Here is a 16,734-nt window from a genome sequence, read left to right on the forward strand (position 1 = left end):
ATCAAGGGCTCTGGAGTCCGAACAGGGCCGGTTCGGTGGCCAGTTCCCTGAAGTAGTCCTGCGGGTTCGCGACCATCCGGCGCTTCTTCAGGTCCAGCAGGCCGCCGACCGCGCTCAGTTCGGCGGCGACCGTGCCGTCCGCCCGGGTGATGGTCTGCTCGATGCGGAACGTCTTGCCGCCGCCCCACTCGAAGACGCAGGACACGTCGACCTCGTCCCCGGCGAGCAGCTCGCGCCGGTAGCGGATGGTGGTCTCCAGGGCGACCGGGCCCACGCCTCTGCCGATCAGGCCGGCCTGGCTGATGCCCGCCGCCTGCAGTAACGACCAGCGAGCGTGTTCCGCGTAGTTGATGTACACGCTCTGGTTGAGGTGTCCCTGCACGTCGGTCTCGTATCCGCGGACGGTGACCCGGACGGAAAACGGCTCGCTCACTGCTTCCCCTTCTCGTCGACGAGCACGCGATGCCCTGTTCATCGGTGCCGTGCTCATCGGTGCCGTGTTCATCGGTGCGCCGACCACCGATGCACCGGGCACCGATCTTGGCATGTCCCTCACATCCGGCGGGGGGAAGCCAGCAGATAGCGCGCTCTCGTCCGGGGATCGGTGTGCTCGCCGACCTGCCAGCCCGCCTCTTCCAGTGTCGCCGCGCAGGCGCGCAGCGTCGCGTCGTCGGGCCCGTGCACGGCGACCGCCTCCGGCTGCGGGGTGGCCCGTACCCGGTAGCCGTCTCCTCCTCCGGGTCCGGCGGGGCGGCGTCCGGCCGCCTCCAGGGCCAGGGCGGCCGCCCGCACCAGGTGCGCGCGCTCCCAGCCGCAGGGACGGTCCGTGCCGCCGTCCGTGTTGGTCATCCGTCGCAGCTCCAGCAGTCCCTGCCAGGCGCTGTGCACCTCACGGAGCCGGGCGGGGCCCGCCGCCCCGGCCTCCTCCTCACCGCCGACGCGCGCGGCGAACACCTCGCCGCCGTCCGCCTTCGGCGGGAGGGCGGCCGGCGGTTCGGGCACGGCCTCCCGGACGCGGTGGCCGGCCGGGGTGAGGAAGTGGTCGTGCGGCGGCCGGGGGTGCCGGAACGCGAGCCCGTGCCGCACCAGGGCCGCCAGCTGTGCCGGCGTGCCGCGCAGCCGCCCGGTGACCGGTTCGGCGGCGTCGATCACCCGCCGCTGGGCAGCGGTCGGCGGTCGTGTCACGGCCTGCTCCCTCCCGGCGACCCGCTGCGGGTCCCCCATGGGCCCCCGTAGGTCTCCCGTGCGTCTCGTCGCGTCTCACCTGCCGCGTCCGAGGCTACGACGGGGGTCTGACATTCCCGGCGGCGATCGCCGGCCGTCCGGCGGCGTCGCTACTGGCGGTAGCCGCTCAGGAAGCGGCCGATCCGCCCGATGGCAGCCTCCAGGTCGTCCGCGTGCGGGAGGGTGAGAATGCGGAAGTGGTCCGGGGTCGGCCAGTTGAAGCCGGTGCCCTGGACGACCTGGATCTTCTCCCGCAGCAGCAGGTCCAGGACGAACCTCTCGTCGTCGTGGATCTTGTGCACCTTCGGGTCCAGACGGGGGAACGCGTACAGCGACCCCTTCGGTTTCACGCAGGACACGCCGGGGATCTCGTTGAGCTTCTCCCAGGCCACGGTGCGCTGCTCGTGCAGACGGCCGCCGGGCGCGGTCAGCTCGTGGATGGACTGGCGGCCGCCGAGCGCGGCCTGGATGGCGTACTGGGCGGGCGCGTTGGCGCACAGCCGCATGGACGCCAGCATGGTCAGGCCCTCCAGATAGTTCCTGGCGTGCTGTTTCGGGCCGGTGACCACCAGCCAGCCCGACCGGAAGCCGGCCACCCGGTAGGTCTTCGACAGGCCGCAGAAGGTCAGCACGACCAGGTCGGGGGCGAGCGCGGCCACCGAGTGGTGCACGGCGTCGTCGTACAGGATCTGATCGTAGATCTCGTCGGCGAAGACCATCAGGCCGTGCCGGCGGGCGAGGTCGAGGATGCCCTCGATGATCTCCTTCGGGTAGACCGCGCCGGTGGGGTTGTTGGGGTTGATGATGACGACGGCCTTGGTGCGGGCGGTGATCTTCGACGCCATGTCGTCCAGGTCCGGGTACCAGTCGGCCTGTTCGTCGCAGAGGTAGTGGACCGCCTTGCCGCCGGCGAGGGTGGTGACGGCCGTCCAGAGGGGGAAGTCGGGGGCCGGGATGAGGATCTCGTCGCCGTCCTCGACCAGCGCCTGCACGGCCATGGAGATCAGCTCGGAGATGCCGTTGCCGAGGAAGACGTCGTCGACGCCGACCTCCAGGCCCAGCGTCTGGTAGCGCCCCGCCACCGCGCGGCGGGCCGACAGGACGCCGCGCGAGTCGGTGTAGCCGTGCGCCCGCGGCAGCATCCGGATCATGTCCTGGAGGATCTCCTCCGGCGCCTCGAACCCGAAGAGCGCGGGGTTGCCGGTGTTCAGGCGCAGGACGCTGTGGCCGGCCGCCTCGAGTGCGTCGGCGTGCTCGATCACCGGGCCGCGGATCTCGTAACAGACCTCGCTCAACTTGTTCGACTGCCGGAACTCCATGCGCGCTCGCCCCTCCGGTTGATGTGTTGCTTGGTTTTACCAAGTTCCCGCTTGGAAAGTCCAACGACATGTCTAGACTGCGTGCCATGTCACCTCGCCGAAGCTACGACCAGTACTGTTCCGCCGCACGCGCCCTCGACGTCGTCGGCGACCGCTGGACCCTGCTGATCGTCCGGGAGCTGCTCGCCGGTCCGCGCCGGTACACGGACCTGCACGCCGACCTGCCGGGCGTCAGTACGGACGTACTCGCCTCACGGCTGAAGGACATGGAACGGGACGGGCTGGCCACCCGGCGCAGGCTGCCCCCGCCGGGCGCGGCGTACGTCTACGAACTCACCGGTCGTGGAGCGGAGTTGCTGCCGGTGCTGCAGGCGCTGGGGGCGTGGGGGGAGGGCGAGCTGGGTGAGCGGCGGCCCACCGACGCCCTGCGCGCCCACTGGTTCGCGCTGCCGCTGCTGCGCGGCCTGCGGCACGGCGGGGTGGACGAGGGGCTGGTCGAAGTGCGGCTGGAGGAAGGCGCGTTCCACCTCCACGTCGGGGAGGCGGGCGGGCCGGTCTACGGCGACGGCCGCGCCCCCCGGGAGCCCGACGCCCTGCTCACCCTGGACGCGGACGCCGCCGCGGCCGTCGCCCGGGGGGAGCTGGGCGTGCTGGACGCCGTGCGCGCCGGCCGGATCGAGGTGGCCGGCGAGGGCCCGCCGGCGAAGGCGCTGCGGGCGGCATGAGGCAGGATCCGCAAGGCGAACGCGTTGCGGATGGCATGAGACAGACCCGGCGGTAAAGGTACTGCCGGCGGCATGGGACAGGGCCCACCGCGTCGCGCGGTGGGCCCTGCGAGGAGGCGTCAGGCGCCCGGGGGTACGTGCCGCGGTCGTCCCGAGCCGCGGGTCAGCGTGTATCCGCCGATCCCGGCGAGGGCGGCGAGCGCCGCGCCGACCGCGGTCCACACCCACCGGTCGGACCACCAGCCGGACGCCCAGCCGTCGTCCGGCTCGATGCTCGACAGCACCGCCGAGGCCGAGGAATCGTCCTTGTCCGCCTCGGACCTGACCGCGATGCCCGGAACGAGCGGCTTCGCCAGCGAACCGTCGACGGCCGCGGAACCGCCGATGTCCTTGGAGTCGACCCGCAGTTCCGCCCCGACCGGCAGGCCCAGGTCGGCCGCCTTCAGCCCGAGGACCGTCAGCCGGACGTAGTACGTGCCCGGCAGCGGGTCGTCGGCCCACGGCTCCGACCAGGCGCGCACCGTGCGCAGCACGCAGGCCAGTTCGACGGAGCTCGCGCCCGCCGCGGCGGTCCGCGTCTGCGCGCCGTACTGGCAGGCCTGACGGCGCCGCAGACCGTCGTAGACGTCGACCTGCCAGGTCTGCGCCGCATGGGTCCCGGGCAGCTTCACCGTCGCCTTGACGGTGGGGCGCTGACCGGTGTCCGCCGGGAACGACCAGTACAGGTAGTCACCCGCGGAGCCGTTCGCCGTCGCCGTCTGCCCCTGTTCGATCTCCGTCGCCGTACGGAACGAGGTGCCCGCCTCGGTCGGCGCGGAACCGCCGACGGACGGACTCGCCGACGGCGTGGAGTCGGCCGCGGCCGATGCGGCCGCGGGGCCGAGCGCCAGCCCCGCCACCGGGCCGAGCACCAGCAGGACGCTGCTCAACACACGTGTGATCCGCATCAGTTGGTCCTCCAGACCGCGACCCGCCAGCGAGACGCCCAGCCCCACAGCACACCCGCGAGGAAACCGACCAGCACCAGGACGCCCAGCAGCCACCAGCCCCGGCCGAGGCCGAAGGAGGCCACGTCGCTCGCCTGCGACGGGCCGTCGACCACGTCCACGGTCAGCTCCAGCGGCATGCCCGGCGTGGTCTTCACGCCGGCCGCCGCAGAGTAGGAGTGGGTCACCTGGACGCACACCGTCTCGGCCGGGGCGTCGTCGTCGTCGCTCTCCGCCTTCGGGTAGCGCAGACCCGTCGAGACGACGTCGGTCCGGCCGATGCCCGCGGCCTCGCCGCGCACGATCTCCCGGCCGTGCACGGTGACCGCCCGCAGCAGCACCCCGTAGTCGGGGTTCACGGCCCGGTCCGCCGACACGCTCACCGAGGCGCGCAGTTCCTGGCCCGGCTCGACGTCGACCCGGTACCAGCGCTCCTGCCCGAACTCCTCGCGGTCGGTGTACAGACCCGACTTCAGCGTGGGCGCCTTGGCACAGGAGGCCGCGCCCTCGGCGGCCACCGGAGTGACCACCGGGTCCGCGGCCCGGTCGACCAACTGGTTCACCCGGTCGGTGAGTTCGTCGGTGTGCTCCACGGAGGTGTAGGTGCCGCCGGTCGCCTCCGCGATGCAGCTGAGCTGCTGGCGCATCTTGACGTTGGGAACCAGGCCGAGGGTGTCGATGGTCAGGCCGATGCCCTTGGCCGCGATCTCGCGGGCGACCTCGCACGGGTCGAGCGGAGGACAGGTGTCCTCGCCGTCGCTGATCAGCACGATGCGCTTGGAGCCGGTGCCGCCCTCGAGGTCGTCGGCGGCCTTCAGCAGGGCGGGACCGATCGGCGTCCAGCCGGTCGGTGACAGCGTCGCCACCGCCGTCTTCGCCTCGGTCCGGTCCAACGGGCCGACCGGGTAGAGCTGCGCGGTGTCCTTGCAGCCCGTCTTGCGGTCGTCGCCCGGGTAGTTGGCGCCGAGGGTGCGGATGCCGAGGAGGACGTTCTCCGGGGTCGCGTCCAGCACCTCGTTGAACGCCTGTTTGGCCGCGGCCATCCGCGTCCCGCCGTCCATGTCCTTCGTGCGCATCGACCCGCTGACGTCGAGGACCAGGTCGACCTTGGGTGCGGCGGCGGTGGTCTCGTCGGCTGTCGCCCCGGCCGGGAACGCGATCCCGGCCGCGAGCGCGGCGAGCAGGGCGCAGACGCCCGCCGCCAGCCGTTGTGTTCTGATCATCGGCGGATCCTATTGATCAGAGGCGGCCCGCCACAAAACGGGGTCAGTCCGCCTGCCACCGCAACGGGTTGGGCAGCTCGGCCCACTGGTCCCCGGGCGTCCCCGGCGACAGCCGCATCAGCGTCAGCGCCTTCGCCGGCAGCGGTTCCTCGCACAGCGCCACGAGGTCGGGGGTGCGCGGCAGATCCCGCACCGCGCTCTCCAGGGCCGCGCCCAGCGCCCGGCCGCTCCCGGCCGTCCCCGCCAGCGCGCCCGCCACCAGCGAGCCGAACAGCTTGCGCCGCAGCACCGTCACGTCGTCCGTGACGATCCGCGCCGGCAGGCCGTCGGGCAGCGGGACGCCGTGCCGGGCCAGCCGCGCTGGACTGACCCGGATGTCGGCCAGGTCGCGGTAGACCAGCCGCAGCGGCTCGCCCGAAGGCGACAGCACCACCAGCAGGTTCTGGCCGTGCGCCTCCAACGCCACGCCCAGCTCCAGCATGCGCAGCCCGACGGTGAGCCCGAGCCGGGCCAGGCGGCCCAACCAGGCGCTGTCACGCGGCAGTCCGGTGCCGGCCAGGGCGGCCACCGGGACGACGTGCTCGCCCGGCCCCCCGTACTCCCGCGGCGACTCGCGCAGCACGGCCGCCAGGTCCGGCGAACAGGCGGTCGCGGCGCCCAGCGTCCGGGTCATGTGCAGCAGGCCGTGCGCGTGCGGCGCCAGGGTCTCCGCGAACGCGGACAGCACCGCGGAGGCGGCCACCGAGCCGACGGAGATGTCCCGCACGGAGGAGGTCAGCCGGGTGCTCAACGAGGTCTTGACGTGCAGGCCGTCCGCGAGGGCGAGCGTGCGCAGCGACATCAGCGGACGCGCCGCCATTGCCTCCCGGCCGCTCCGGCCGAGCACATGCGCCGCCTGCCACGGATGCACCGGGATCAACAGCCGCGTGCCGTCCCGCAGATGCTCCGGCCATGTGCCCGACACCAGGCAGTCCGCGGCGGCCGCCGGCAGCAGCCCCAGCCGCACCGACGGCCGGTGCTCGGGACCGTACGCCAGCTGCTCGGCCACCGAGAAGCCGGGCCGCGCACGGCAGTTGGGGTGATACGGATGCCCGTCGACGACCCGCTGCTCCCACTCCCAGTCCCGCGCCGGCCACTCCTTCGGGTCCGTCAGGCAGGCGTGGTCGGGGTCCTGACCGGCCCGGGACAACGCCAACGACGCGACGCCGTGGCCGAGTTCGGCGGCGAAGCCCGCACCGTGCGGGACCGTCAGCTCCGTCAGCAGCCGGGCGGGGTCGTCGTACGCCGTGCCGTCCAGGCGCACCTCCGTCACACGGGGGGCGGTCGTGTACGGGTCCGCGGGCGGGCCGAGCAGCCGGCGGCCGTCGCGCAGCCGCAGCAGCAGCCCCTCCCGGCCCCGCGGACCGCACCCCTCGCGGCCGGCCACCCAGGGCAGCGGCTCGTGGGCGAGCGCCCGCCACAGCCGGGTCAGCACGGCCGCCCGGGCCCCGGGCAGCGCGGCCGCGAACCGCGGGCCGAGAGCGGGACGTACGGCGGCCAGTTCTTCGGCCAGGTCGGTCTCGACGCTGGGGGGACGGTGCACGGGAGAGCTCCTGGGGGTACGGGTACGGCGTCGCGGACGGCTCGTGACGACAGCGATACTTGATCGTCTCCGCCCAGCAGAACCGTAGGGAACCAGGGAACCAGTGGATCGCGTGGACCTCATCCCCCCGCCCCCCGAGCCGATGCCGCCCCCGCGGCCGGCGGCCGCCGGCGCCGCGCCCCCGGCGTCACCCGGCGGGGCTCCGGGCGACGGCGTCGCCGGGCGTGCCGACGCGTACGCCGCCGCGCCGCTGCTGAACTGCCTGCTGCGGGAGCTCGCCGAACCGCTGCCCCGCGCGCCGGGCGGCGACGGCCGGCCGGTCCACCGGCTGCCCGGCGGCCGGCTGCTGCGCGTGCGCGGCGACCGCCGGCCGACCGCACCGGAGGTGTACGAGGCCGGCGCCTGGCGCCCGCTGGACCACCCCGGGCTGGTCGCCCTGACCGCCGAGGCGCTGCGCCTGCGCACCGGACGGGACAACCCCGACCTGCCTGCCGAGATGATCGACAGCCGGGACGCGGTGGCGGCGCTGCTCACCGCGCGCGCGTGTGCCGCCGCGCCGGCCGACCTCTACCTGCGCTCCGAACAGTCCCTGATCACCGGACACCCCCACCACCCCGCCCCCAAGGCGCGCGGCGGCGGCCCCCCGGCCGGCTGGCTGCCGTACGCCCCCGAGGCGCACGCCCGTTTCCCGCTCGTCCTGCTGGGACTGCGCGAGGACGCCGTCGTCGAGGAGGGCGACACCCGCGCGCTGGACGCCCTCGGCGACGCGCCGCCCGGGTACCGGCTGCTGCCCGCCCACCCCTGGCAGCTCGGCCTCGCGGCCCGGGAGCTCGCGCCCGCCTTCGCCGACGGCCGGCTCGTCCGGCTGGGCACGACCGCGTACGACGTCTGGCCGACGGCCGCCGTGCGCACGGTGTACGCACCCGAGCGGGACCTGTGTCTGAAGTTCAGCCTCGACGTGCGCATCACCAACGACGTCCGCCGGCTGTGGCGGCACGACCTGCTGAAGCTGCGCCGGACCGACGCCGCGGCGGCCCGGGCCTTCGCGACCTGGGACGGCCCGGCGGCCTGGCTGAGCGACCGCGGCTACCGCACCGCCGACTTCGCCTTCGAGGCGCTCGCCGTCCTGGTCCGCGACGGGCTGGCCGCTCCCGTGCTGCCCGGCGCGACCCCGCTGCTCGCCGCGGGCCTCGTGGAGGGCTTCGACGGCAGCCCGCTGGCCGCGACGACGGACCCGGCGAGATGGTGGGAGGCGTACCTGTCGGCCGTCGTCCCGCCGGCCCTGGAGGCCTTCGCCGGCCACGGCGTCGTCCTCGAGGCGCATCTGCAGAACACGCTCGTCGCCGTCGACGCCGACGGCATCCCGGTGCAGGCCCTCTTCCGGGACGCCGAGGGCGTGAAACTCCTGCCGGACGTGGAGCGGGCGGCCGGCTGGGAGCGGCTGGTGTACTGCCTGGTGGTGAACCATCTGTGCGAGGTCGCCGCGGCCCTCGTCGCACACCACCCCGGGTTCGCCCCGTGGCCCGCGGCACGCCGCGCACTGGCCCGCCACGACCTCCCCGAGACGGCCGCCCTGCTCACCGCGCCCACCCTGCCCGGCAAGACGAACCTGCTGCTGCGCTGGACGGGGGCGGACGGCGCGGACGCCCGCTATCGGCCGCTGCCCAACCCGCTCGCCGACGACGCCGACGCCCGCCGCACATGATCTGAACTACGCTGACCGGTGTGCTGCGCGAAGTGACCGCCGTCCGATACGTGAACCCGCTGAGGTCTGGCGGCTCCGTGCCCGGTGTCGTCGAGGCCGACGACCTCGGCACCTACGTCGTGAAGTTCACCGGCTCCGCGCAGGGCCGCAAGGCGCTGGTCGCCGAGGTGATCGTCGGCGAGCTGGCGCGCGCGCTCGGACTGCGCTTCCCCGAGCTGGTCCTGGTGCACTTCGACCCGGCGCTCGCGGCGCACGAACCGCACCAGGAGGTGCGCGACCTCCTCGACGCCAGCCACGGCGTCAACCTCGGCATGGACCTGCTGCCGGGAGCGGAGGACTTCACCCCGAGGGTCGCCGAGTCCTTCGCCGTGGACCCGCTGGAGGCCGGCCGGATCGTCTGGCTCGACGCCCTGACCGTCAACGTCGACCGGACGGTCCACAGTTCCAACCTGATGGTCTGGCCCACGTCCGGGACCGTGCCGCCGCGGTTGTGGCTGATCGACCACGGGGCCGCCCTCGTCTTCCACCACCGCTGGGACGCGTCGACACCGGAGAGGGCCTACGACTTCCGCCACCACGCCCTAGGCCACTACGCCCCCGACACCCGCGCGGCCGACGCCGAGCTCGCCCCCCGGGTCACCGAGGAGCTGCTGCGCGCGATCGTGGCGGAGGTCCCGGACGCCTGGCTGGCCGGAGAGGAGGGCTTCGCCACGCCGGACGCCGTCCGAGAGGCGTACGTGCGCTACCTCCACGCGCGCGTGAAGGCCTCCGCGGCCTGGCTGCCCACCGGCTTTCCCACCCGGGAGGAACGCGCAGCCGAGGAGGCCCGGCGTGCGGAGAAGACCCGTCAGGGCCGCCCGAGTTGGCTCAAACAGGTCCCCGACCTGCATGGCGAACCGGCGGCGGAACAGGATTGGTCGGTGCACCTCGGATGACCCACGTCGTGCAGATCGAGTACTGCACCCAGTGCCGCTGGCTGCCCCGCGCGGCGTGGCTGGCGCAGGAGTTGCTGACGACCTTCGAGGCGGAGCTCGCGCAGCTGTCGCTGAAGCCCGGCACGGGCGGCGTGTTCGTCGTCCGCGTCGACGGCGAGGTCGTCTGGGACCGCCGCGCGCAGGGCTTCCCGGAGCCCACGGCGGTGAAGCGGCTGGTACGCGACCGAGTGGCCCCGGGGCGGACCCTGGGCCACTCGGACCGTCCGTAGGTCAGCCCCTGAGCTGCTCGTAGGCCGGCAGGGTGAGGAAGTCCGCGTAGTCCTCGTCGAGGGCGACCGTCAGCAGCAGGTCGTGCGCCTGCTGCCAGTGGCCGGCCGTGAAGGCCTCCTCGCCGATCTCCTCGCGGATCGCGGCCAGTTCCTCGGCGGCGACCTTCCGGGCCAGTTCGGGGGTGGCCTTCTCGCCGTTCTCGAACTCCACCCCGGCGTTGATCCACTGCCAGATCTGCGAGCGGGAGATCTCGGCGGTCGCGGCGTCCTCCATGAGGTTGAAGATGGCCACCGCGCCCATGCCGCGCAGCCACGCCTCGATGTAACGGATGCCCACCTGCACGGCGTTGACCAGTCCCGGGTAGGTGGGCCTGGCATCGAGCGAGTCGACGGCGATCAGGTCGGCGGCCTCGACGCGGACGTCCTCGCGCAGCCGGTCCTTCTGGTTCGGCCGGTCGCCGAGGACCCGGTCGAAGGACGCCATGGCGATCGGCACCAGATCCGGGTGGGCCACCCAGGAGCCGTCGAAGCCGTCGTTCGCCTCGCGGTCCTTGTCCGCTTTGACCTTCTCGAACGCGACCTTGTTGACCTCGGCGTCGCGACGGGAGGGGATGAACGCCGCCATGCCTCCGATGGCGTGCGCGCCGCGCCGGTGGCAGGTGCGGACGAGCAGTTCGGTGTAGGCGCGCATGAACGGGGCGGTCATCGTGACCGCGTTGCGATCGGGCAGGACGAACCTGGCGCCGCCGTCCCGGAAGTTCTTGACGATGGAGAACAGGTAGTCCCAGCGTCCCGCGTTCAACCCCGAGGCGTGGTCGCGGAGTTCGTAGAGGATCTCCTCCATCTCGTAGGCGGCCGTGATCGTCTCGATGAGCACGGTGGCGCGGACGGTGCCCTGCGGGATGCCGACGTGGTCCTGCGCGAAGACGAACACGTCGTTCCAGAGGCGGGCCTCCAGGTGCGACTCCGTCTTCGGGAGGTAGAAGTACGGGCCCTTGCCGAGGTCGAGGAGACGCCGGGCATTGTGGAAGAAGTAGAGGCCGAAGTCGACGAGGGCGCCGGGCACGGCGCGGCCCTCGGCGTCGACGAGGTGACGCTCGTCGAGGTGCCAGCCGCGCGGCCGCATCACGACGGTTGCGAGCTCGCTGTTCTCCTTCAGCGCGTACGACTTGCCGGACACCGGGTCGGTGAAGTCGATGGAGCGGGTGTAGGCGTCGGCCAGGTTGACCTGACCGAGGACGACGTTCTCCCAGGTCGGCGCAGACGCGTCCTCGAAGTCGGCGAGCCAGACCCGGGCCCCGGAGTTGAGGGCGTTGATCGTCATCTTGCGGTCGGTGGGGCCGGTGATCTCGACCCGGCGGTCGTCCAGGGCCGCGGGGGAGGGCGCCACCCGCCAGGAGTCGTCCGCGCGGATCGCGGCGGTCTCCGGGAGGAAGTCGAGCGTGCAGGTGCGGGCGATCTCGGCGCGGCGCTCCGCGCGGCGGGCGAGGAGTTCGTCGCGGCGCGGTGTGAACCGCCGGTGCAGTTCGGCCACGAAGGCGAGGGCCGGCTCGGTGAGGACCTCCTCCTGCCGCGGCAGGGGCTCGGCGTCGACGATGGCCAGCGGGGACGGCGCTGGTGCGGACATGAGCGGTCACTTCCTTCAGCGGTGGCACCGGGTGCCAGTCGAACCGGGTACGGCGAGCGAGGCTCCGGACGAGCCAAGCCCTTCTGGTTAATGGATACTAGTTTCCTCATCGTGGAAGTTCAATGGTTTGTTGATGTCGAGAATCTCCGGGTCGAGGCAAGGTGGCGCTCGGTGCCGGGGGGCTCACTCGAGGTGCGCGAGATCCTCAGGGGTGTCGATGTCGAACGGCTGGGCGACGTCACCGCACTCGACGAGCGTGAGCGCCTCCCGGTGCGCGCTCAGATAGGCGCGCGCCCCCCGGTCGCCGGTCGCGGTCGCGGCGACGCCCGCCCAGTGGCGGGCGCCGAACAGGACCGGATGGCCGCGCTCGCCGTCATAGGCGGCCGACACGAGCGAGGACTCGCCCTCGTACGCCGCGAGCACCCGCGCCACCGCCTGCGGCCCGATGCCGGGCTGGTCGACGAGAAGGACCAGCGCCGCCCGCGCGCCGCGTTCCCTTGTCCGCGCGTCTCCTTCCCCGGTCCGTGCGTCTCCTTCCCCGGTCCGCGCGCCGGCCTCCCCGGTCCGCGTGGCGCCCGCCGGCGGACCGGCGGGCGGGGCGGGGCAGGGGAGTGAGGCGAGCCCGGCGCGCAGGGACGTGCCCATCCCCTGCGCCCAGTCGGGGTTGTCCACCAGCACGCACCCGTCGAGCCGGGCCCGCTCCCGTACGGCGTCGGCGGCGGCCCCGAGCACCACGTGCACGCGGGCGCAGCCCGCCGCGCGCAGCGTGCCCACCGCGTGCTCCACCAGCGGGCGTCCCCGGTGTTCGAGCAGCGCCTTGGGCCGCCCCCCGAGCCTTCGTCCACCGCCCGCCGCGAGGATCAGGCCCACGACCTGGCCCTCGGCGACGGTCGCGCTCTCGTCCTGCGTGTGCGTCATGCGTCCTGCATACCTGACGCGGCGTCGGACGCGGGGTCTTCGGAGGCTGAATTTCGGTCCGCGCTGTGGCGCACCCGGCACGGGGTGGCGTTTACTGACCCGCGCGTCCCCCGGCGTGCGACCGGCGCCACGGGGAGGCGGGGCGGGAAGGCGCGTACTCGTGCTCGGCGGGGTGCGAGGGGGGAGAGCTGTGTTGCGGAGCTTGGGGCAGAGGGCAGTGACCGGCAGCGACGAGGATCCCAGGGTGGCGGAACTGCGGACCGCGGTGTCCCGGCTTCGCCGCGAACTCGCCGCGCATCCGGCGGAGTTCCCGGACCGGGTCATCGCCGAGGACGAACTCGCCGCGCTCGCCGCGATGGCGGCCCACGGCACCCCGGAGGTCCCCCGCTTACGCCGCTCCCTGCTGCTGATCGCCGGCGCCATCGGCTCGGTGAGCGCCCTGGCCCGCAGTCTGGCCGACGTGCGCGGCGCCGTGGAGCTCTTCGGGCAGACCCCGCGCCGCTGACGCCGGCCGCTGCCGGCTGCCCGCTGACCGCGGCGGCTCGGCGTGGGTCAGCCGATCCCGTTGCCCGGGTTGGTCAGCGCCTGTGACAGGTCCGCCGCCACCTGCTGGAGCACCGGCACGATCTTCGCCGTGGCCTCCTCCGTGACGCGGCCCGCCGGGCCGGAGATGGAGACGGCCGCGGCGGTGGGGGAGTCGGGCACCGACACCGCCAGGCAGCGGACGCCGATCTCCTGTTCGTTGTCGTCGACGGCGAACCCGGCCTGGCGTACGTCCGCCAGCGCCGCGAGGAAGCCCTCCGGCGTGGTGATCGTCTTGTCCGTGGCGGCGGGCATGCCGGTGCGGGCGAGCAGGGCGCGCACCTCGTCGTCGGGGAAGCCGGCCAGCAGGGCCTTGCCGACGCCTGTGGAGTGCGGCAGGACCCGGCGTCCGACCTCGGTGAACATCCGCATCGAGTGCTTGGACGGCACCTGCGCCACGTACACGATCTCGTCGCCGTCGAGCAGCGCCATGTTCGCCGTCTCGCCCGTCTCCTCGACCAGACGGGCCAGGTAGGGGCGGGCCCAGGTGCCCAGCAGCCGGGAGGCCGACTCCCCCAGCCGGATCAGCCGAGGACCCAGCGCATAGCGGCGGTTGGTCTGCTGGCGGACGTAGCCGCAGGCCACCAGGGTGCGCATCAGGCGGTGGATGGTGGGCAGCGGAAGTCCGCTGCTCGCGGACAGCTCGCTCAGGCCGACCTCGCCGCCCGCGTCGGCCATCCGCTCGAGCAGATCGAAGGCGCGCTCGAGGGACTGGACCCCGCCACCGGCGGACTTGGCGGAGTCGGTGGTGCTGGCGCTCGACGTCGGCACGGCGCGTCCTTTCGCTACGGGCGGGCGGGGCTGAAGCCTACCCGTCGGTCGGTTGACTCCCGGCTTGTGCGTAGCTACGTTCTGCTGCACGGAATTATTATTCCGCTTTGTGGAAACGTCCAGAGGGACGGCGGCGGGTGCACTGTGGGGGAGTGCGCCCTTGACGGCGTGGGAGCGGGAGTGAAGACTCCTTCAACAGAACGTTGAATTCCGTTGCGTGGAAGTTTCCGTACGTTTCTCGCAGGTGACCGGAGTGCACGGAAGAGAGGGGTCCGGGTGTCCGAGGCCGAACTGGTACTGCGCTCGACGCGCGTCATCACCCCCGAGGGGACGCGCCCCGCGGCGGTCGCGGTGGCGGGCGGCACGATCGCGGCCGTCCTGCCGCACGACGCCCCCGTCCCCGGGGGCGCCCGTCTGGAGGACTTCGGCGACGACGTCCTGCTGCCCGGCCTGGTCGACACGCACGTGCATGTCAACGACCCCGGCCGCACCCACTGGGAGGGCTTCTGGACCGCCACCCGCGCGGCGGCGGCCGGCGGCATCACCACGCTCGTCGACATGCCCCTGAACTCCCTGCCGCCGACCACCACGGTCGACCACCTGCGCGTCAAGCGGGAGGTCGCCGTCGACAAGGCGCACATCGACGTCGGCTTCTGGGGCGGCGCCCTGCCCGGCAACGTCGAGGACCTGCGGCCCCTGCACGAGAGCGGGGTGTTCGGTTTCAAGGCGTTCCTCTCCCCGTCGGGCGTGGACGAGTTCCCGCACCTCGACCAGGACGGCCTGGCCCGGTCCCTGGCCGAGATCGCCGGCTTCGACGGCCTGCTGATCGTGCACGCGGAGGACCCGCACCACCTGGCCGCGGCCCCGCAGCGGGGCGGCCCCCGATACGCCGACTTCCTCGCCAGCCGCCCGCGCGACGCCGAGGACACCGCCGTCGCGCACCTCGTCGCCCAGGCCCGGCGGCTCCACGCGCGCGTGCACGTCCTGCACCTCTCCTCCAGCGACGCGCTCCCGCTGATCGCCGCCGCCAAGGCCGACGGCGTCCGGATCACCGCCGAGACCTGCCCGCACTATCTGACCCTGACCGCCGAGGAAGTACCCGACGGGGCCAGCGAGTTCAAGTGCTGCCCGCCCATCCGCGAAGCCGCCAACCAGGACCTGCTGTGGCAGGCTCTCGCCGACGGCACGATCGACTGCGTGGTCACCGACCACTCGCCGTCCACGGCGGACCTGAAGACCGGCGACTTCGCGACCGCGTGGGGCGGCATCTCCGGCCTCCAGCTCAGCCTCGCGGCGGTCTGGACCGAGGCGCGCAGCCGGGGCCACGGCCTCGAGGACGTCGTGCGGTGGATGTCCACGCGCACCGCCGCCCTCGTGGGCCTCGACCGCAAGGGCGCGATCGAGGCGGGCCGCGACGCCGACTTCGCCGTCCTCGCTCCCGACGAGACCTTCACCGTCGACCCGGCGGCGCTCCAGCACCGCAACCGCGTCACGGCGTACGCCGGCCGGACGCTCCACGGCGTCGTGAAGTCCACCTGGCTGCGGGGCGAACGCATCGTCTCCGGAGGCGAGTTCACCGAGCCGAAGGGGCGGCTGCTCACCCGTAGCCCCTGACGCCGACGCCACAGGGCGCCCGCACCCGCACCCGCACCCGCACAGCGACCCGCGCACCCGCACCGCCCTCCCCGCACCCGCACCGGCCGACTCCCGAAAGGCAGATCTGATCACCGTGACGGCGACGACGAGTTTCACCGGCGACGCGAACCCCTACGGGGGCGGCGACCCGTACGCGGACTACCGCACCGCCGACCTTCCCTTCACCCGGTACGTCGACCTCGCCGACCGGCGGCTCGGCGGCGCGGTCGTCGCCGCCAACGACGAGTTCTTCGCCCAGCGCGAGAACCTCCTGCTGCCCGGACCCGCCGAGTTCGACCCGGAGCGCTTCGGGCACAAGGGCAAGATCATGGACGGCTGGGAGACCCGCCGTCGCCGCGGCGCCGACGCCGACCGTCCGTGGCCGGCCGCCGACGACCACGACTGGGCGCTCGTCCGTCTCGGCGCACCCGGCGTGATCCGGGGCATCGTCGTCGACACGGCCCACTTCCGCGGCAACTACCCGCAGGCGGTGTCCGTCGAGGGCGCGTCGGTGGCGGGCGCGCCGTCGCCCGATGAGCTCCTCGGGGGCGACGTGAAGTGGACGACGCTGGTCCCTCGCACACCGGTCGGCGGTCACGCGGCGAACGGTTTCCCCGTGGCGACGGAGCAGCGTTTCACGCACCTGCGGGTCAACCAGCACCCCGACGGCGGCATCGCCCGCCTGCGGGTCCACGGCGAGGTCGTCCCCGACCCCGGGTGGCTGGCCGTGCTCGGCGCCTTCGACGTGGTCGCCCTGGAGAACGGCGGCCGGGTCGAGGACGCCTCCGACCTCTTCTACTCCCCGGCGGTCCACACCATCCAGCCGGGCCGCTCCCGCAAGATGGACGACGGCTGGGAGACCCGCCGCCGCCGCGACCGGGGCAACGACTGGATCCGCTACCGGCTGGCCGCCCAGGCGCGGATCCGCGCGCTGGAGATCGACACCGCGTACCTGAAGGGCAACAGCGCCGGCTGGGCCTCGGTGTCGGTCAAGGACGGCGACGCCGGCGCGTGGACGGAGATCCTGCCGCGCACCCGCCTGCAGCCCGACACCAACCACCGGTTCGTCCTGCCGGAACCCGCGGTCGGCACCCACGCGCGCGTGGACATCTATCCGGACGGCGGCATCTCCCGCCTGCGGCTGTTCGGCTCGCTGACGGAGGAGGGCGCGAGCCGCCTCACCGCCCGCCACCAGGAGCTGGGCGGCTGACGGGGTCCCGCCCCGCGCGGACG

Annotated in this window: 16 protein-coding genes; 7 read left to right on the forward strand and 9 right to left on the reverse strand. The window is 73.5% G+C overall.

The window, feature by feature from the left end; genetic code table 11:
• Nucleotide 1 precedes the first annotated feature (1 nt).
• The 3 genes from QF032_RS30685 to QF032_RS30695 all read right to left on the reverse strand — a co-directional run bounded on the left by QF032_RS30685 (nucleotide 2) and on the right by QF032_RS30695 (nucleotide 2,543).
• Nucleotides 2–433 carry an acyl-CoA thioesterase gene (locus tag QF032_RS30685; RefSeq protein WP_307046981.1) on the reverse strand — a complete coding sequence of 144 codons (432 nt, stop codon included), beginning with the start codon at nucleotides 431–433 and terminating at the stop codon, nucleotides 2–4.
• A 119-nt stretch (nucleotides 434–552) separates the two neighbouring features.
• Nucleotides 553–1,185 carry a hypothetical protein gene (locus QF032_RS30690; RefSeq protein WP_307058310.1) on the reverse strand — a complete coding sequence of 211 codons (633 nt, stop codon included), beginning with the start codon at nucleotides 1,183–1,185 and terminating at the stop codon, nucleotides 553–555.
• 149 nt (nucleotides 1,186–1,334) lie between these two features.
• A complete protein-coding gene (locus tag QF032_RS30695) occupies nucleotides 1,335–2,543 on the reverse strand; it encodes a pyridoxal phosphate-dependent aminotransferase (protein WP_307058312.1) in 1,209 nt (402 codons plus the stop codon).
• A gap of 86 nt (nucleotides 2,544–2,629) precedes the next feature.
• Here QF032_RS30695 and QF032_RS30700 point away from each other — a divergent pair, with 86 nt between their 5' ends.
• Nucleotides 2,630–3,268: a winged helix-turn-helix transcriptional regulator gene (locus QF032_RS30700; RefSeq protein ID WP_307046987.1), complete on the forward strand. Its 639-nt coding sequence runs from the start codon at nucleotides 2,630–2,632 to the stop codon at nucleotides 3,266–3,268.
• A gap of 119 nt (nucleotides 3,269–3,387) precedes the next feature.
• Here the strand turns inward: QF032_RS30700 and QF032_RS30705 are convergent, their stop codons facing one another.
• From QF032_RS30705 to QF032_RS30715, 3 genes are read right to left on the reverse strand one after another with little or no spacing between them, the layout of a single operon-like run.
• Nucleotides 3,388–4,215 carry a hypothetical protein gene (locus tag QF032_RS30705; protein WP_307046989.1) on the reverse strand — a complete coding sequence of 276 codons (828 nt, stop codon included), beginning with the start codon at nucleotides 4,213–4,215 and terminating at the stop codon, nucleotides 3,388–3,390.
• On the reverse strand, nucleotides 4,215–5,477 hold the full coding sequence (locus QF032_RS30710; RefSeq protein WP_307058314.1) for a VWA domain-containing protein: 1,263 nt from the start codon (nucleotides 5,475–5,477) through the stop codon (nucleotides 4,215–4,217). Before QF032_RS30710 ends, QF032_RS30705 begins: the two co-directional genes overlap by 1 nt.
• Before the next feature lie 43 nt (nucleotides 5,478–5,520).
• On the reverse strand, nucleotides 5,521–7,059 hold the full coding sequence (locus QF032_RS30715) for an IucA/IucC family protein (protein ID WP_307058316.1): 1,539 nt from the start codon (nucleotides 7,057–7,059) through the stop codon (nucleotides 5,521–5,523).
• Nucleotides 7,060–7,201: 142 nt separating this feature from the next.
• Between QF032_RS30715 and QF032_RS30720 the strand changes: the two genes are divergently transcribed.
• From QF032_RS30720 to QF032_RS30730, 3 genes are read left to right on the forward strand one after another with little or no spacing between them, the layout of a single operon-like run.
• Entirely contained in the window at nucleotides 7,202–8,764 is a 1,563-nt protein-coding gene (locus QF032_RS30720; protein ID WP_307060427.1) for an IucA/IucC family protein, read from the forward strand.
• Between the two features lie 20 nt (nucleotides 8,765–8,784).
• Nucleotides 8,785–9,699 carry a HipA family kinase gene (locus tag QF032_RS30725; protein ID WP_307046995.1) on the forward strand — a complete coding sequence of 305 codons (915 nt, stop codon included), beginning with the start codon at nucleotides 8,785–8,787 and terminating at the stop codon, nucleotides 9,697–9,699.
• Nucleotides 9,696–9,968 carry a SelT/SelW/SelH family protein gene (locus QF032_RS30730; protein ID WP_307046997.1) on the forward strand — a complete coding sequence of 91 codons (273 nt, stop codon included), beginning with the start codon at nucleotides 9,696–9,698 and terminating at the stop codon, nucleotides 9,966–9,968. The genes QF032_RS30725 and QF032_RS30730 overlap by 4 nt, the downstream gene beginning before the upstream one ends.
• A gap of 1 nt (nucleotide 9,969) precedes the next feature.
• Here the strand turns inward: QF032_RS30730 and aceB are convergent, their stop codons facing one another.
• The gene (gene aceB, locus QF032_RS30735) at nucleotides 9,970–11,595 is read right to left on the reverse strand and encodes a malate synthase A (RefSeq protein ID WP_307058318.1); all 1,626 of its coding nucleotides are present in this window, start codon (nucleotides 11,593–11,595) and stop codon (nucleotides 9,970–9,972) included.
• A gap of 183 nt (nucleotides 11,596–11,778) precedes the next feature.
• The gene (locus tag QF032_RS30740) at nucleotides 11,779–12,513 is read right to left on the reverse strand and encodes a nucleotidyltransferase family protein (protein WP_307047000.1); all 735 of its coding nucleotides are present in this window, start codon (nucleotides 12,511–12,513) and stop codon (nucleotides 11,779–11,781) included.
• A gap of 217 nt (nucleotides 12,514–12,730) precedes the next feature.
• Here QF032_RS30740 and QF032_RS30745 point away from each other — a divergent pair, with 217 nt between their 5' ends.
• Entirely contained in the window at nucleotides 12,731–13,018 is a 288-nt protein-coding gene (locus tag QF032_RS30745) for a DUF5955 family protein (protein ID WP_306948339.1), read from the forward strand.
• Between the two features lie 47 nt (nucleotides 13,019–13,065).
• Here the strand turns inward: QF032_RS30745 and QF032_RS30750 are convergent, their stop codons facing one another.
• A complete protein-coding gene (locus tag QF032_RS30750; RefSeq protein WP_306948338.1) occupies nucleotides 13,066–13,866 on the reverse strand; it encodes an IclR family transcriptional regulator in 801 nt (266 codons plus the stop codon).
• A gap of 276 nt (nucleotides 13,867–14,142) precedes the next feature.
• On the opposite strand from QF032_RS30750, the gene allB reads away from it, so the two are divergent.
• Both allB and alc read left to right on the forward strand, forming a co-directional pair.
• Nucleotides 14,143–15,480 carry an allantoinase AllB gene (allB, locus tag QF032_RS30755; RefSeq protein WP_307058320.1) on the forward strand — a complete coding sequence of 446 codons (1,338 nt, stop codon included), beginning with the start codon at nucleotides 14,143–14,145 and terminating at the stop codon, nucleotides 15,478–15,480.
• 115 nt (nucleotides 15,481–15,595) lie between these two features.
• Nucleotides 15,596–16,711: an allantoicase gene (alc, locus tag QF032_RS30760; RefSeq protein ID WP_307058322.1), complete on the forward strand. Its 1,116-nt coding sequence runs from the start codon at nucleotides 15,596–15,598 to the stop codon at nucleotides 16,709–16,711.
• Nucleotides 16,712–16,734 lie beyond the last annotated feature (23 nt).

Source organism: Streptomyces achromogenes, assembly GCF_030816715.1.
GTDB lineage: Bacteria > Actinomycetota > Actinomycetes > Streptomycetales > Streptomycetaceae > Streptomyces > Streptomyces achromogenes_A.

Coding starts and splice junctions, on each gene's coding strand:
- QF032_RS30695 (WP_307058312.1), bottom strand. CDS start 2,543: ATGGAGTTCCGGCAGTCGAACAAGTTGAGCGAGGTCTGTTACGAGATC.
- QF032_RS30700 (WP_307046987.1), top strand. CDS start 2,630: ATGTCACCTCGCCGAAGCTACGACCAGTACTGTTCCGCCGCACGCGCC.
- QF032_RS30705 (WP_307046989.1), bottom strand. CDS start 4,215: ATGCGGATCACACGTGTGTTGAGCAGCGTCCTGCTGGTGCTCGGCCCG.
- QF032_RS30710 (WP_307058314.1), bottom strand. CDS start 5,477: ATGATCAGAACACAACGGCTGGCGGCGGGCGTCTGCGCCCTGCTCGCC.
- QF032_RS30720 (WP_307060427.1), top strand. CDS start 7,202: ATGCCGCCCCCGCGGCCGGCGGCCGCCGGCGCCGCGCCCCCGGCGTCA.
- QF032_RS30730 (WP_307046997.1), top strand. CDS start 9,696: ATGACCCACGTCGTGCAGATCGAGTACTGCACCCAGTGCCGCTGGCTG.
- aceB (WP_307058318.1), bottom strand. CDS start 11,595: ATGTCCGCACCAGCGCCGTCCCCGCTGGCCATCGTCGACGCCGAGCCC.
- QF032_RS30740 (WP_307047000.1), bottom strand. CDS start 12,513: ATGACGCACACGCAGGACGAGAGCGCGACCGTCGCCGAGGGCCAGGTC.